Annotated in this window: 12 protein-coding genes and 1 tRNA gene; 3 read left to right on the top strand and 10 right to left on the bottom strand. The window is 66.0% G+C overall.

The annotated features are described in order from the left end of the window. The 7 genes from pth to ACP7EY_RS06985 all read right to left on the bottom strand — a co-directional run bounded on the left by pth (nt 1) and on the right by ACP7EY_RS06985 (nt 6,076). The gene (gene pth / locus ACP7EY_RS07015) at nt 1-585 is read right to left on the bottom strand and encodes an aminoacyl-tRNA hydrolase (protein WP_426191841.1); all 585 of its coding nucleotides are present in this window, start codon (nt 583-585) and stop codon (nt 1-3) included. A 123-nt stretch (nt 586-708) separates the two neighbouring features. Further along, nucleotides 709-1,332: a 50S ribosomal protein L25/general stress protein Ctc gene (locus ACP7EY_RS07010; RefSeq protein WP_426191839.1), complete on the bottom strand. Its 624-nt coding sequence runs from the start codon at nt 1,330-1,332 to the stop codon at nt 709-711. A 175-nt stretch (nt 1,333-1,507) separates the two neighbouring features. Beyond that, the gene (locus tag ACP7EY_RS07005) at nt 1,508-2,458 is read right to left on the bottom strand and encodes a ribose-phosphate pyrophosphokinase (RefSeq protein ID WP_426191837.1); all 951 of its coding nucleotides are present in this window, start codon (nt 2,456-2,458) and stop codon (nt 1,508-1,510) included. Between the two features lie 150 nt (nt 2,459-2,608). Beyond that, nucleotides 2,609-2,685, bottom strand: a tRNA-Gln gene (locus ACP7EY_RS07000). A gap of 67 nt (nt 2,686-2,752) precedes the next feature. After that, nucleotides 2,753-3,652 (bottom strand): 4-(cytidine 5'-diphospho)-2-C-methyl-D-erythritol kinase, encoded by a 900-nt coding sequence (ispE, locus tag ACP7EY_RS06995; protein ID WP_426191835.1) that lies wholly within the window; start codon nt 3,650-3,652, stop codon nt 2,753-2,755. A gap of 1 nt (nt 3,653) precedes the next feature. Continuing rightward, nucleotides 3,654-4,259, bottom strand: a complete 606-nt coding sequence (locus tag ACP7EY_RS06990) for an outer membrane lipoprotein LolB (RefSeq protein ID WP_426191833.1) — start codon at nt 4,257-4,259, stop codon at nt 3,654-3,656. Between the two features lie 29 nt (nt 4,260-4,288). Then, on the bottom strand, nt 4,289-6,076 hold the full coding sequence (locus tag ACP7EY_RS06985; RefSeq protein WP_426191831.1) for a tetratricopeptide repeat protein: 1,788 nt from the start codon (nt 6,074-6,076) through the stop codon (nt 4,289-4,291). A 92-nt stretch (nt 6,077-6,168) separates the two neighbouring features. Between ACP7EY_RS06985 and mutM the strand changes: the two genes are divergently transcribed. Genes mutM through mutY form a run of 3 tightly spaced genes read left to right on the top strand, consistent with a single transcriptional unit; the run spans nt 6,169 to nt 10,069 of the window. Then, complete coding sequence (gene mutM, locus ACP7EY_RS06980; protein WP_426191829.1) at nt 6,169-7,002, top strand: bifunctional DNA-formamidopyrimidine glycosylase/DNA-(apurinic or apyrimidinic site) lyase; 834 nt, start codon at nt 6,169-6,171, stop codon at nt 7,000-7,002. Nucleotides 7,003-7,043: 41 nt separating this feature from the next. Further along, a complete protein-coding gene (locus ACP7EY_RS06975; RefSeq protein ID WP_426191827.1) occupies nt 7,044-8,972 on the top strand; it encodes a dynamin family protein in 1,929 nt (642 codons plus the stop codon). Next, a complete protein-coding gene (gene mutY / locus ACP7EY_RS06970) occupies nt 8,969-10,069 on the top strand; it encodes an A/G-specific adenine glycosylase (RefSeq protein ID WP_426191825.1) in 1,101 nt (366 codons plus the stop codon). Before ACP7EY_RS06975 ends, mutY begins: the two co-directional genes overlap by 4 nt. 25 nt (nt 10,070-10,094) lie before the next feature. Here mutY and ACP7EY_RS06965 read toward each other — a convergent pair whose 3' ends face one another. The 3 genes from ACP7EY_RS06965 to ACP7EY_RS06955 all read right to left on the bottom strand — a co-directional run bounded on the left by ACP7EY_RS06965 (nt 10,095) and on the right by ACP7EY_RS06955 (nt 14,882). After that, complete coding sequence (locus ACP7EY_RS06965) at nt 10,095-11,231, bottom strand: deoxyguanosinetriphosphate triphosphohydrolase (RefSeq protein ID WP_426191823.1); 1,137 nt, start codon at nt 11,229-11,231, stop codon at nt 10,095-10,097. After that, nucleotides 11,228-12,850, bottom strand: a complete 1,623-nt coding sequence (gene aroKB / locus ACP7EY_RS06960; protein ID WP_426192099.1) for a bifunctional shikimate kinase/3-dehydroquinate synthase AroKB — start codon at nt 12,848-12,850, stop codon at nt 11,228-11,230. Before aroKB ends, ACP7EY_RS06965 begins: the two co-directional genes overlap by 4 nt. 67 nt (nt 12,851-12,917) lie before the next feature. Beyond that, a complete protein-coding gene (locus ACP7EY_RS06955) occupies nt 12,918-14,882 on the bottom strand; it encodes an Ig-like domain-containing protein (protein ID WP_426191821.1) in 1,965 nt (654 codons plus the stop codon). Nucleotides 14,883-14,910 lie beyond the last annotated feature (28 nt).

Genomic DNA, 14,910 nt, shown 5'->3' with positions numbered 1-14,910 from the left:
TCAGGCGGTGTGCAGTTGCATGGTGGCCTGGTCGAACTTGCCCTCCAACACCAGAGGCAGCACCCGCAAGGCCTTGTCGATCGACTCGTCGATCAGCGACTGCTCTTCCTTCCTGGGCCGGTGCAGCACGAAGTCGGCCACCGCCTGCTGGGAACTGAGGCTCCTGGGGTGGCCGATGCCGATGCGCAATCTCCAGTAATCCTGGGTGCCCAGCGCCGACGTGATGTCTTTCAGACCATTGTGGCCGCCCGAGGAGCCGCCCTTCTTCATCTTGACGGTGCCGGGCGAGAGGTCGAGTTCGTCGTGGACCACCAGGATCTCGTCCGGATTGATTTTATAGAAACGCGCCAACTGCCCCACCGACAGGCCGGAACGGTTCATGAAGGTGAGCGGTTCGAGCAGGAACAGATCGTTGCCGCCCACCTTGGCCTTGCCGAGCTTGGCATTGAAGCGCGATTCGTGCTGGAGGCGGCAGCCGGGCAGGCTATTGGCGAACTGGTCGACCAGCCAGAAGCCGGCGTTGTGGCGGGTTTGTTCGTATTCGGGGCCGGGGTTGCCGAGGCCGACGATCAGGCGGATGGACATATCAATGAGTTGGTTAAGTGCGGATTGTGCAGGGTAAAGCAAAACGGGAAACCCGCGAGAACGCCAGCGCGAAAAAAAACCCGCCGGGCCGGAGCCGAGCGGGCTTTGACTGCCTAAGAAAAATTACTTCTTCTTGGCATCGGCTTCAGCAGCGACAGGCGCGGCAACAGCGGCTTCGTCAGCGACTTTACCGGCTGGGATGGCAGCGGTAGCAACGGTCTGGTCATCGCCGTGGGCAACAACGGTCACGCCTTTAGGCAGTTTCAGTGCCGACACGTGGATCGAGTGGCCCACTTCGATGCTGCCCAGATCGACTTCGATGAATTCTGGCAGATCGGCTGGCAGGCAGGTGATGTCCAGGTCGGTCAGCACGTGCGAAATGACGGCACCGTTCAGTTTCACGGCAGGCGACAGGTCAGCGTTGACGAAGTGCAGGGCGACTTTCTTGTGGATCGCTTGCTTGGCATCGACGCGCTGGAAGTCAGCGTGCAGGACCAGTTGCTTAAATGCGTGCATCTGGAAGTCGCGCAGGACGACTTGCTGGCTGGCGCCGTCGATTTCCAGGTCCAGGATCGAACCGTGGAAGGCTTCTTTTTTCAGCGCGTGGTACAGCGCGTTGCCGTCCAGCGAGATCATCACGGGAGCGTCGACGCCACCGTAGATGATGCCAGGCGTTTGACCGGAAGTACGCAGGCGGCGGCTCGCTCCGGACCCCTGCAAAGTGCGATTGAATGCGATAACTTTCATGTGTTGCTCCAAAAAATGCAGGACTGAATTGCCCTGCGGTTGAAACGCCCGCGACCAGGCGTTTCCAAAGTCGGCTGCAGCGACGCTGCGGCCGGTAAAACGGTGAATTCTTTAAAACGGCAACGGCGCCCTGGCTGTTCGCCGGGGCGCCGTGTCATCGACAGCAAGCAGTTTCTTAGTCGATGAAGAGCGACATGACCGAATCGCCCTTGATAATGCGTTTGAACGTTTCAGCCAGCAGGGGCGCGCACGACACCTGGCGAATCTTGCCACAGGCGGCGGCAGCGGCCGACAGGGGGATGGTGTCCGTCACCACCAGTTCGTCCAGCGGCGAGGCGGCGATGCGGTCGATGGCGGGACCGGACAATACCGGGTGGGTGCAATACGCCACCACTTTTTTGGCGCCGCGCGACTTCAATACTTCGGCCGCCTTGGTCAGGGTGCCGGCGGTATCGACCATGTCATCCATGATCACGCAGTTGCGGCCTTCGACTTCACCGATGATGTTCATCACTTCCGACACGTTCGCCTTCGGGCGGCGCTTGTCGATGATGGCCAGGTCGCAGCCGAGGCGCTTGGCCAGCGCACGGGCGCGCACCACGCCGCCGACGTCGGGCGAAACCACCAGCAGGTCGTCGTAGTTCTTTTTTTGCAGGTCGCCCAGCAGCAGGGGCGATGCATAAATATTGTCAACCGGGATGTCAAAAAAGCCCTGGATCTGGTCGGCGTGCAAGTCCATGATCAGCATGCGCTCGACACCGGCTTTTTCCAGCATATTGGCCACCACCTTGGCCGAGATGGCCACGCGCGCCGAACGGGGACGACGGTCCTGGCGGGCATAACCGAAATACGGGATGGCGGCGGTGATGCGACCGGCCGACGCGCGTTTGAGGGCGTCGACCATCAGGATGATTTCCATCAGGCTGTCATTGGTCGGTGCGCAGGTCGACTGCAACACGAAGACGTCTTTACCGCGGACGTTTTCGTTGATCTCGACCATCACTTCGCCATCGGAAAATTTCGAGACAACGGCCTTGCCGAGCGGGATGCCGAGATTTTTTGCGACTCCTTCTGCCAGCGCGGGGTTAGCGTTGCCGGTAAAAACCATCAGGTTTTCGTAAGCCATGGGAGTCCCAAGAGAAGATGAGTTGAAGTGTTGCGGTAAGGCCAGCCTACCGAAGGTCGACTGGCGCTGTGCTAAAGAGTGACCCGAGCGCGGGTCCGGCGATCTAGCCGGCTGGACGCGAATAGCGCATCGACAGTCCGACAAAATGAATGGCAGGGGAACAAGGATTCGAACCTTGGTATGCTGGAATCAAAATCCAGTGCCTTAACCAGCTTGGCGATTCCCCTACGCAACTGCTTTGCTTGTCACGATGGTGGACGCATTGTATCGTCAAACATCGTGCCAGGCCAAATTCTATTCGATTTCACTACCAACTTGCAACTGCGCTAGCAGCGGATGTCGCTGCAACGAACTGGCTGTAAAAGCACGCCAGACCGCCGGCACCTTCGCCAACACCGCCAGTGCTTCGGCTTCGTTGGCAAACGCGCAAAACACGCATGCTCCGGAACCTGTCATCCTGGCGTCGCCGTATGCACCGAGCCATTCTACCGCCTCGGCTACCGGCGGGAACAAGCGCGTTGCAACTGCTTGCAAATCGTTCCTTCCGTATCCCGTCAGACTTGCTTCTGTCTTCAGGTGTCTGGAAAAGTCCGTTATTTTGACCGGTTTCGCGTCTCTTGTCAAATCACTGGCAGAAAAAATTGATGCAGTCGGTACTTCGACACCGGGGGCGATGACGAGGTAGCAGCAATCGGGTGTCTCCAGCGCCACCATCTGCTCGCCCACGCCCTCCACGAAGGCGTTCTGGCCGAACAGAAAAAACGGGATGTCGGCGCCCAGCGGCAAGCCCAGCGCCATCAATTGCGCCGTGCTGAACCCCGCCTGCCACAAGTGATTGAGCGCCATCAAGGCGGTGGCGGCATCGGACGAGCCGCCACCGAGTCCGCCCCCCATCGGCAAGCGCTTGGTCACGGCCACATCGACGCCGGGCGGCAGGTGGCCGTGACGCTGCTGGTAGGCCGCTTGCAACAGGCGCAAGGCGCGCACCACCAGGTCGCTCTCGGCGGGCACCCCGGCCAGGGTGCTGGTGCGGACGATGCGCTCGTCGTCGCGCAGATCAAAGTCGAGGCTGTCGCCGTAATCGATCAACTGGAACGCCGATTGCAGCAAGTGATAGCCGTCGGCGCGCCGGCCCGTCACGTGCAGGAACAGATTGAGTTTTGCCGGGGCCGGGCAGCCGTGCAGCGAACGCATGTCAGAGCGGGCCATCGAGGACGATGCGGATCGCCAGCTCTTCGGTGGCCGCACCGAGCGCGGCGTCGCGTGCGGCATCGATGCGCCGGGGGATGCTGTGCCCGGCCGCGTCGCTTTGCCAGGACACGAAGCGCAGGCGCCAGCCGTCCCGGGTGGTGACGCTGCTGGCGCTGGCCGAGGCGACAAAGGCGCTGCCGTCGGCGGCGGTGGCACGGCCCTGCAACCAGTCGCGCAAGCCCGACACGGGCAGGGTCCAGCCCAGTGACGCGGCGGTCAGCGATTCCAGGTCGGCGGCCACCTGCGGCGCCTTGTCCGCCTGCACCAGCGTGGCCGACTGCGGCGTGACGCTGATGGTGGCAATGGTCGCCATGGGCGAGGACAAGGTGACGTCGAGGCGGGTGGGCGTCTGCACCCAGGTGAACTTGCCGGTCAGCGACTCGGGATTGCCATTGTGCTTGTAGTTGACGGACAGGCGGCCGGCGGCGTCGAAGTTGGCGCGGTAGGCGGCAACGGGCGCTGCGGCGCCGCCCGTGCTGGGCGCCACGCTGGCGCAACCGGCCAGCAGCGCGGCGCACAGGCCGGCTGCGATGAGGGAGGATCGTTGCATGGTTCTCTTGCGGATTGAGTGGTAAAAAATTACATGCTGGTACGCAGGCGCGCCAGCGTGCTCTTGAGGGTGTCGTTCTTGGGGTCCTTGGTGCGCGCTTCGCGCCACAGCTTGCGGGCGGCGGCCTGCTGCCCTTTTTGCCACAGCACTTCACCGAGGTGGACGGCGATTTCAGCATCGTTGCGCAAGGTGTAGGCCTGGCGCAGCAGCTTTTCGGCCCCGTCCAGATTGCCCATACGGAATTGCACCCAGCCCATGCTGTCCATGATGAACGGGTCGTCCGGGGCCAGTTGCAAGGCCTTGGTGATCAGTTCGAACGCTTCGGGCAGGCGCACATTGCGCTCGGCCAGCGAATAGCCCAGCGCATTGTAGGCATGGTGGTTGTCGGGCGACTGCGCCATCACCTGGCGCAGGGCTTTTTCCATGTCGTCGAGGCGGCCGGTTTTTTCCGCCAGCATGGCGAAATCGTAGAGCACGTCGGCGTTCGCGGGGAATTTGACCAGCCCCCCTTGCAGCAAGCTATAGGCCTGTTCCTGCTGGCCGGCGTCGCGCAGCACCTGCCCCTCGGCCAACAGCACCTGGGCCTGCTCGGCCGCGGTGGGCGCCGGCAATCCCGTCAGCAGGAGGCGCGCGGCGGCCAGGTCGCCGCCCTTGGCCACCAGTTGGGCGCGCTTGAGCTGGGCGGCGAACCAGCCGCGCTCGTCCGGATCGATTTTGTCGAGCCAGGCCAGCGCCGCGCCGCGGTCGCCGCGGTCGTCGGCCAGCTGGGCCAGCAGGCTGTAGGCGCGGGTGGTATCGGTATCGCCATCGGCCTGCTTGCCGGCCGCTTCCGTAAAGCGCACCAGGTAGGCTTCGGCGCTGGCGTTGTCGCTCATTTGCAGCGAGACGATGCCCAGCGCGTAGAGGGTACTGAGATTGTCCGGCTGCCCCTTGAGCAGGGTGCGCAACTCGTCGCGGGCGGGGCCGAACTGGCGCGCGCCCGCCAGCAGGCGGGCGTGGGCGGCGCGCACGTCGCGTGCGTTCGGATGGGCTTTCAGAAAGCGCGCCAGCACGGCCTGCGCGCTGGCCTCGTCGGCGCTGACCTGGGCCAGCAACAGCACGGCGATCTCGGCGTCGGGCTTTTGTGCCAGCGCCGCCTGCGCCTGTTGCTGGGCGAGCAGCTTGTCGCCGCGGCTGAACGCCGCCTGCGCCAGCACGATGTGTCCTTCGAGGGTGCTGGCGTACGGCGCCACCAGCCGCTCGAGCATGGCGTTGGCGGCCGCCTGGTCCTTGGCGCGGGCGAGCAGTTGCTGCGTTTGAAACAGCAGCAAGCCCAGTTCAGCGGGGGCGGGGGCGGCGTCGGCCAGCCGGCCGCGGAATATGCCCTCGGCCTCGCTGATGTCGTCCGATAACACCACCAGGCCCAGGTAGTACTGGTTCGCCTCGTCGGACTGGGGCGCCAGTTCGCGCCACAGCCGGATGGCCGCCATGGTGGGCTCGCCCTGGCGCGCGGCGAGGGCGATTTCGGAGGCGCGCTGGGCCAGGCGGGGGTCGCGCGTTTGCTGGGCCGCGCCCATCATGAGCATGTAGGGCCCCTGCCAGTTGCCGTTTTTGAGGTCGATTTCGGCCAGCACCAGCTTGTACAACAGCTCGCTGGTGAGCTCGACGTTGGGCAGGGGCGGCTCGGCCTGCGCGGCGGGCGGCGCGGCGGTGACGGGCGTGGTGCGCTCGACCGACCAGGCCGGCGCAGCCGCCGCCTCCGATTGGGCCTGCGCCGACGGCGTGGCGCACGCCGTCAATACCGCGGCGAGAGTTACAATAACGAAAGCGTTTTTCAAGGCAATTCCAAGATGACCCGACTGATCTCCGATTCTACGCGCAACCATGCGCGCGCGTGCGGCAATGCCGCGCACCATGGGACTGGCGCCTGATGCCTGAACTGCCCGAAGTCGAAGTCACCCGGCGCGGCGTCGCCCCCCACCTGGAGGGCCGGCTGGTCGAGCGCGTGCTGCTGCGCCGCGACGGTTTGCGCTGGCCCTTTCCGCCTGCCCTGCCGGCCCTGCTGGCGGGCCGGCGCATCCTCGGCACGGGGCGGCGCGGCAAGTACCTGCTGCTGCATTTCGAGCATGGCAGTCTGATCATTCACCTGGGCATGTCGGGCCACTTGCGGGTGCTCGATCCCGCCACGGCGCTCAAGAAACACGACCATTTCGACCTGGTCGTGCGCGGTCCCGATGGCGAGCAGGCCCTGCGCCTGAACGATCCGCGCCGCTTCGGCGCCGTGCTCTGGCATGCCAACGACGACGGCGAACTGGCCACCCATGTGCTGCTGCGGGGGCTGGGCGTGGAGCCGCTGGAAGACGGTTTTACGGGCGAGACCCTGTATCGCGCCAGCCGCGGCCGCACCACCCCCGTCAAGCAGTTCTTGCTGGGCGGCGATATCGTCGTCGGGGTCGGCAACATCTATGCGTGCGAAAGCCTGTTTCGCGCCCGGATCAATCCGAAGACGGCGGCCGGGCGCATCGCGCGCGGCCGCTATGACGCACTGGCGCTGGCCATCCGCGAGATCCTCGCCGAGGCCATCGTGCAAGGGGGCAGCACCTTGCGTGATTTTCTTGCGGTCAACGGGCAATCGGGCTATTTCCAACAGACATATTTCGTCTATGATCGGGAAGGAGTGCCGTGCCGCAACTGTGGCACGCCGATCCGCCGGATCGTGCAGGGGCAGCGCTCGACGTTTTATTGTGTGAACTGCCAAAAGTAAGCGACACACGAACAGACGTAAAAACAGGCAAGGTGAGTGAGATGGTGCAGGATTTTCAACAGTACGGCGCCTGGCGCCAGGGCGTGGTGACGGCGCTGGAAAGCTACCAGATGTGGGTCAACGCGGCCGAGCTGACCGATGGCGCCACCGAGCAGCGCATCGCGCGCGCCCTGCTGCGCCTGGCCGACGACAAGCTGTCGGTGGCCTTCGTCGCTGAATTCTCGCGCGGCAAATCGGAACTGATCAACGCCCTGTTTTTCGCCGACTACGGCCAGCGCCTGCTGCCGTCGGCGGCCGGGCGCACCACCATGTGCCCCACCGAACTGCTGTACGACCCGGCCTGCCCGCCCAGCCTGCGCCTGCTGCCCATCGAAACGCGCGCCAGCACGCGCTCGACGAGCGACTACCGCGACGAGGCCTCGGCCTGGACCGTGCTGCCGCTGTCGCTCGACGCCGGCGACCAGATGACGGAAACGTTCAAGCAGGTCAGCCTGACCAAGCGGGTCAGCGCCGCCGAGGCGCAGCGCTACGGCCTGTACGACGCCGCCGACCCCGACAGCGCCAGCGCGCTCGATGCGCACGGCATGGTGGAAGTGTCGCTGTGGCGCCATGCCATCATCAATTTCCCCCATCCCCTGCTCAAGCAGGGCCTGGTCATCATCGACACGCCCGGCCTGAACGCCATCGGCACCGAGCCCGAGCTGACCCTGAACCTGATTCCCAACGCGCACGCAGTGCTGTTCATCCTGGCGGCCGAAACGGGCGTGACCAAGAGCGACATCGAGCTCTGGCGCAGCCATATCGGCGCCGGCCGCGGGCGCATCGTCGTGCTCAATAAAATCGACGCCATGTGGGACGAGCTCAAGACCGACGCCGCCATCGACGCCGACATCGCCCGCCAGCAGGCCAGCGTGGCCCAGCTGCTCGCGCTCAGCGCGCGCCAGGTGTATCCCGTGTCGGCGCAAAAAGCGCTGGTGGCGAAGATCAACCAAGACCTGCCGCTGCTGGAAAAAAGCCGCCTGGGCGCGCTCGAGGCGGCGCTGTTCAATGAACTGATTCCGGCCAAGAAGGACATCATCCGCGCCCAGCTGCAGGACGACATGGCGCAGCTGGCGCGCGCCCAGCACGCCATGCTGGGCGCGCGCGGACGCGACCTGGTCGAGCAGTTGCAGGAACTGCGCAGCCTGCGCGGCAAGAACCAGGGCGTGATCGCCCACATGATGCGGCGGGTGGAAATCGAAAAGAAGGAGTTCGACGCCAGCCTGGTCAAGCTGGCCGGCACGCGCGCCGTGTTCGCCCACCTGTCGACGGAGCTGTTTACGGCGATGGGGATGGCAACGGTGCAGGAAGACGTCGACGCCGTGCGCGCGGCGATGCAGGCGAGCCGCTTCGCCACCGGCATGCGCGCGCCCGTCAAGGTGTTTTTCGAGCAGGCCCGCGCCCACCTCGACACGGCTGGCCTGAAGGTGCAGGAAATCGGCGCCATGATGGAATCGATGTACAAGAAATTCTCGGCCGAGCACGGCCTCGCGCTGACGCTGCCGATGCTGTTCTCGTTCGACAAATACCGCGCCGAGATCGACGCCATCGAGGCCGTCTACCAGAAGCAGTTCGGCACCGCCACCTTGCTGCTGACGGGCCGCGCCGCCCTGGTCGAACGCTTTTTCGACGCCATCGCCTCGCGCGTGCGGCGCACCTGGAACGCCGCCAACGCCGACGTCGAAGCGTGGCTGAAAGTGATCATGGCGCCGCTCGAAGCGCAGATCCGCCAGCACAAGGACCAGCTGAAACACCGACTGAGCTCGATCAGCCGGATCCACGACGCCACCGACAGCCTCGAACAGAAAATCACCGCCTTCGAGACCACCCAGGGCAACCTGCTGCGGGTCGAAGGCCAGCTGCGCCAGCTGGCCGCCGGTGTCGCCGCCGCCCTCGCCGCCACCCCGGCCGTGCTGGAGGTGGCCGCGTGAAGGCCGCGCGCGCCAGCGCCGACCAGGGCGAGCTGGCCGACCCGGGCTTCTCCGCCGCCGTCATCGACTGGCAACGAGAACACGGCCGCCACGCCCTGCCCTGGCAGAACACGCGCGACGCCTACCGCATCTGGCTCTCCGAAATCATGCTGCAGCAGACCCAGGTCGCCGCCGTGCTGGGCTACTACCAGCGCTTTCTCGCGCGTTGTCCCGACGTTGCGTCGCTGGCCGCCGCCTCGCCCGAGGAAGTGATGCAACTGTGGAGCGGCCTCGGTTACTACACGCGCGCACGCAACCTGCACGCCTGCGCCAGGCGCGTGGTGGCCGAATACGGCGGCCAGTTCCCCGTCGAGCAGGCGCTGCTGGCCGACCTGCCCGGCATCGGCCGTTCCACCGCCGCCGCCATCACCGCGTTCGCCTACGGCACCCGCGCCGCCATCCTCGACGGCAACGTCAAGCGCGTGTTCGCCCGCGTGTTCGGCATCGAGCAGTACCCCGGCATCAAGCCGGTGGAAGACGCCCTGTGGCGGCGCGCCGAGGCGCTGCGGCCCGACAACGGCATCGAGCGCTACACGCAAGGGCTGATGGACCTGGGCGCGACGCTGTGCACGCGCGCCAATCCGGCCTGCGAACGCTGCCCGCTGCGCGCGCGCTGCGTGGCCCATGCGACGGGCCGCACGGCCGAACTGCCCGTGCGCAAACCGGCCAAGGCCACGCCGGAAAAGCGCGCCGCCATGCTGGTGGTGGTCGACGCCGGCCAGGTGCTGCTCGAGCAGCGCGCCGACAGCGGCATCTGGGGCGGCCTGCTGTCGCTGCCCGAGGTCGACGGCCACGCCGCCATCGAGGTGGCGCTGCCGGACCCGCTGGCGTCGGCGCAGCGCTTTGGCGCGGTCGACAGCATCGACAGCCTGCTGCCGCTCACGCACGGTTTTACCCACTACAAGCTGCACATCCATCCGCGCCAGGTGGCGCTGTCGGCGCGCGCCGCCGCCGTCGACGGCTATGTATGGTGGGACCTGGACAAGATCGGCGCGGCGCCGCTGCCGGCGCCCGTCAAGAAGCTGCTGGCGCAACTGGCGGCGCCGTCGCTGTTCTAACGTCTTTTTTTGCCCGCCGCCAGGCTTACAGCTCGTCGATGGAAAAAATCCGCCGGTGCTCGCGAATGGCGTAGCGGTCCGTCATGCCGGCGATGTAGTCGGCGATCTTGCGCGCCTGCCGGGCCAGGTCGCCGTCGGCGGCCAGGTAGTCGGGAGGCAGCAGCACCGGGTCTTTCATGAACGCCTCGAACAGGTCGTTGACGATGCGGCTGGCTTTGACGCGCATCCGGTTGACCTGGTAGTGGCGGTACAGATTGGCGTGCAAGAAGCGCTTCAGGGCCGTCGTTTCCAGCTTCATGCTGTCGGAAAAACGGATCAAGGGGGGACTGGCCCGCACCGCGTCGATGCTGTCCGGCGCCGCGTCGGCGATCAGGGCGGCCGAGGTGGCCACCACGTCGGCCGTCATCACCGTGATCATGCGGCGTGAGGTTTCGTACAGGGCGCGCCGGCCCGGCAGGCCGGGATAGCGCGCCTCGACTTCGCGGTGGTAGCGGGCGAACAGGTCCACTTCCATCATCTGCGCCATGGTGATCAGGCCCGAGCGCAGGCCATCGTCGATGTCGTGGTTGTTGTAGGCGATTTCGTCGGCCAGGTTGGTCAGCTGCGCTTCCAGGCTGGGCTGGGTGCGCTCGATGAAGCGCCGCCCCAGTTCGCCCAGCTGGCGCGCATTGGCCGCCGAGCAGTGCTTGAGGATGCCTTCGCGCGTTTCGAACATCAGGTTCAGGCCGTCGAAGTCGCCGTAATGCTCTTCGAGCGAATCGACCACGCGCAGGCTTTGCAGGTTGTGCTCGAAGCCGCCGTACTGGCCCATGCACTCGTTGAGCACGTCCTGGCCCACGTGGCCGAACGGCGTGTGGCCCAGGTCGTGCGCCAGCGCCACCGCTTCGACCAGGTCTTCGTTCAGGTGCAGGCTGCGCGCGAGCGTGCGGCCGATCTGCGCCACTTCGATCGAATGGGTCAGGCGGGTGCGGAACAGGTCGCCCTCGTGATTGAGGAACACTTGCGTCTTGTATTCGAGGCGGCGAAACGCGGTCGAGTGGATGATGCGGTCGCGGTCGCGCTGGAACTCGCTGCGCGAGCCGGCCGGCGCCTCGGCGAAGGCGCGCCCGCGCCCCAGACCCGAATGGGCGGCATACGGCGCCAGGCGGTCGTCGAAGTTCATGGCGCGCTGCAGGCGGCGATGGTATCGAGCAGCAGCTGGCGCGGGGCGCCGCCGATGCTGGGCGAACCGAGTGGCTTGAGCAGGATGAACTTGATGTCGCCGCCCTCGTTTTTCTTGTCCACTTCCATCAGCTCGAGCCAGCGCGCGCTGGCCATGGCCGGCGCCACCGTGGGCAGGCCGGCGGCGGCGACCAGGCGCTGCACGCGGGCGAACGCGGCCTCGTCGATGTAGCCCAGCCGGCGCGACAGGTCGGCCGCCATCACCATGCCGCAACCGACCGCTTCGCCGTGCAGCCAGGCGCCATAGCCCATGCCCGCTTCGATGGCGTGGCCGAAGGTGTGGCCGAAATTGAGGATGGCGCGCAGGCCGCCCTCGCGCTCGTCCTGGCGCACCACCTCGGACTTGATTTCGCACGAGCGCGACACGGCGTAAGCCAGCGCGGCGCGCTCGCCCGCCACCAGGGCGGCGATGTTCGCTTCGATCCAGCTGAAAAAATTAGCGTCTATGATGGCGCCATGCTTGATCACTTCGGCCAGCCCGGCGGCCAGTTCGCGCTGCGGCAGGGTGGCCAGGGCGGCCGTATCGGCCAGCACCGCGCGTGGCTGGTAGAAGGCGCCGATCATGTTCTTGCCCAGCCGGTGGTTGATGCCCGTCTTGCCGCCCACCGAGGAGTCGACCTGGGCCAGCAAGGTGGTGGGCAATTGCACGAAGGGCACGCCGCGCATGTAGCTGGCGGCGGCGTAGCCGGTCAGGTCGCCGATGACGCCGCCGCCCAGCGCCACCAGGGTGACCTTGCGGTCGCACTTGTGGGTCAGCAGGGCGTCGAACACGTGCATGAGCGAGTCGTGCGTCTTGTACTGTTCACCGTCGGGCAAAATAATTTCCAGCACATCGCGGCCGGCCGCGCGCAAGGCGCCCGCCACGCCGGCCAGGTACAGCGGGGCGACGGTGGTGTTGGAGACGATGGCGACCTGGCGGCCCTGGATGTGGCGCGCCAGCAGATCGGCGTCGCCCAGCAAGTTGGCGCCGATCACGATCGGGTAGCTGCGCTCGCCGAGATCGACGCTGAGAGTAAGGGGGGACAATTGCGGGGTCATTGAGTCGGTGGCTGCCAGAGCCTGGGCGCGCGCGGGCGCGCCGAGCAGGTCGAGCTGGTCCAGAATGGTTTGAACCATCGATTGTACGTTAGGGCGGCCCGTGTCGATCACCAGTTGGGCGATTTCGCGGTACAGCGGCTCGCGCTGGAGCAGCAGCTCTTCGAGTTTGCGACGGGGATCGGCCGTCTGCAGCAACGGCCGGTTCTTGTCGTGGGCGGTGCGCTGGAGGATGTTGTGGACGTTGGCGCGCAGGTAGACGACGGTACCGCCGGCGGCCAGCCGCGCGCGGTTTTCGGCCGACAACACGGCGCCGCCGCCGGTGGCGAGCACGATGCCATCCTGGCCGCACAGGTCACGGATGACTTCGGTCTCGCGGCGGCGGAAACTCTCCTCGCCCTCGATTTCGAAAATCCACGGGATCGACGCGCCGGTGCGCGCTTCGATCTCGTGGTCGGAGTCGATGAAGCGCTTGCCCAGTTTGCGGGCAAGGATGCGGCCGATGGTGGTTTTTCCTGCACCCATCAGGCCGACGAGGTAAATGTTGTTGCTTGCTTGATCGGCCACTATGTTCGCAGTGTATCGGCCCCGCTTACGGGCAACTGAAGGTCACCTTGAACGGGTAGGTTGTCGTTACCAGCCGGGGCGTGGTGATGTTCACATTAAAGCTGCTCACCAGCGGACCCAGGCACGGGCTTGGCTGCGAGCTGCCAATCGTAATTGTATGATATGAACCCTGATTTCCGCTAATCGTGTTGCCAGTCTGGTCATCGCCGCTGGCGGAGTGGGGGAAAATATTTTGCACCGTGGCGGGCGCGACACCGGCCGCATTGCCATTGGTGATGTTGGCGATGGAAACGGTGGTGCCGAACGGCAGCGGGTTGAAGTTCAGGTCGCTGATCAGCAGGCTGAACACCTTCGACTCGGCCGCGCGCACCGTGCCCAGGTCGACCACCGTGCCGTCGAGCCGCGTGGTGGCGCCGTTCAGGTAGACGTTCGGGGCGGCGCTACCGCTGAAGAAAATCGTGGTTTTCTTGAAGATGGTGTTGGTGCCGTCCGTCGAACTGGCGCAAATGGTGGCCACGCCGGCACGGGTGGCATCGTTCATGCCGACCCCGCCCACGCCATAGTTGTTGCAGGCCGTGCCGGGCGTGTTGGCGGTGTTGCTGCGCGGGTCCTGGGTGCGGAAGTCCACCGTGCAGCCACCGTTGAAGGTGTTGCAGCCACCCTTGTTGGCACTGCCGACGGCGCCCAGGTTGGTCTGGAACACCACCGGGGTGCCGTCCGGCACGGGATTGCCGAACAGGTCGGCAATGAGCACATTGACGTTGCTGGCCGGCGTGGCCGTGCCACTGTCATAGTTCCAGCCTTCAACGTTGCTGGTGGTCACGCTCAGCGAAAACGCTTTCTGCACGGGCAGGCCGGTGGTGACGACGATCGAGTCGGACAGGGTGGCGATGCCGCTGGCCAGTTTGGCCTGGACGCGGAAGGTGGTGGCCTGGGTGCCGGAATTGACGGTGGTGATGACTTCGCCGTTCTGGTCGGTGGTGTCGGACATCTTGTTGATCGTCACGTCCGTCGAGGTGGTGCTGAAAGTGACGACCTGGCCAGCGAGCGGGTTGCCGAAAATGTCGAAGACCTTGAACTTGAGCGTGGCCGTCTCGGTGCGCAGCAGGCCGCCCTGCCCCTTGATGACGATCGACTGATTGGTCGGCAGCGCGGACGAAAACTGCACCGAGGCGGGCGCCGGCGCGGCAATGGCCAGCGCGGCGCTGACGGGCGAACTGGCCCCTTGCACGGAGGCGGTGATGGTGTCGGCGGTGCCGCAGCCGAGGTCGCGGTAGACCGCCTGGGCGGTGCCGCTGGCCGTGTTGACGCTGCCGGCCAGGGTGGCCTTGCCGCGCGCCACGCAGGCCGAACTGAGGGTGACCGCCAGTTGCTGGTCGGTGTAGCGCACGCCGGCGGCGAGCACGTCGACCGACAGCGTCGTCGAGCCATAGGCGGCGATGGTGTTCGGCGCCAGCGTCAGCGCGCCCAGGGTCAGCGCGGTGGCGCCCACGGAAAAATTGCCGGTGGTGACGGTGCTGGCGCCGGCCACGTCGGCGGTGACGGTCACCTTGCCGGCGCCGCCCGCGGCCAGGCTGGCCGCGCGCATGGTCACGCTGGCCACGCCGTTCGCGTCCGTCAGGGCGGTGCCGACGGACGGCGAAAACACGGCCAGCGTATTGTCGGCTGCAAACGCCACCAGTGCGCCCGCCACCACCTTGCCGTCCTTGTCGAGCACGGTGGCCTTGGCCACCAGCGGGGTGGCCGCGCTCAGCGAATTGGTGACCTGGCCCGCGACGCTGGTGAACGCCAGCGCCACGGTGGGCACGGTCACCACGGGCGTGACCGGCGTGACCGGGGTGACGGGGGTGACGGTACCGCTGCCGGTGGTGCCGGCCGAGCCGCCGCCGCCGCCGCAAGCGGCCAGCGAAGCGGACATCAAACCGATGGCGGCGTAACGGGCCAGCACGGCGACCGGGAGGGAAGAAGGCGAAGTTTTCAGCAATTGCATGATCGGTCCATTCAAAGGTGCGCCGCCG

Origin of the sequence: Massilia sp. DWR3-1-1 (assembly GCF_049898325.1) — a bacterium.
GTDB lineage: Bacteria > Pseudomonadota > Gammaproteobacteria > Burkholderiales > Burkholderiaceae_D > JAFCUW01.
This window is presented reverse-complemented; position numbering and strand designations above follow the sequence as displayed.

Bases quoted from the DNA above. Each gene is read 5' to 3' on its own strand.
- ACP7EY_RS06965 (WP_426191823.1), bottom strand. From the start codon at position 11,231: ATGAACTTCGACGACCGCCTGGCGCCGTATGCCGCCCATTCGGGTCTG.
- ACP7EY_RS07010 (WP_426191839.1), bottom strand. From the start codon at position 1,332: ATGAAAGTTATCGCATTCAATCGCACTTTGCAGGGGTCCGGAGCGAGC.
- ACP7EY_RS07005 (WP_426191837.1), bottom strand. From the start codon at position 2,458: ATGGCTTACGAAAACCTGATGGTTTTTACCGGCAACGCTAACCCCGCG.
- mutM (WP_426191829.1), top strand. From the start codon at position 6,169: ATGCCTGAACTGCCCGAAGTCGAAGTCACCCGGCGCGGCGTCGCCCCC.
- ACP7EY_RS06955 (WP_426191821.1), bottom strand. From the start codon at position 14,882: ATGCAATTGCTGAAAACTTCGCCTTCTTCCCTCCCGGTCGCCGTGCTG.
- ispE (WP_426191835.1), bottom strand. From the start codon at position 3,652: ATGCGTTCGCTGCACGGCTGCCCGGCCCCGGCAAAACTCAATCTGTTC.
- ACP7EY_RS06975 (WP_426191827.1), top strand. From the start codon at position 7,044: ATGGTGCAGGATTTTCAACAGTACGGCGCCTGGCGCCAGGGCGTGGTG.
- pth (WP_426191841.1), bottom strand. From the start codon at position 585: ATGTCCATCCGCCTGATCGTCGGCCTCGGCAACCCCGGCCCCGAATAC.
- ACP7EY_RS06990 (WP_426191833.1), bottom strand. From the start codon at position 4,259: ATGCAACGATCCTCCCTCATCGCAGCCGGCCTGTGCGCCGCGCTGCTG.
- aroKB (WP_426192099.1), bottom strand. From the start codon at position 12,850: ATGGGTGCAGGAAAAACCACCATCGGCCGCATCCTTGCCCGCAAACTG.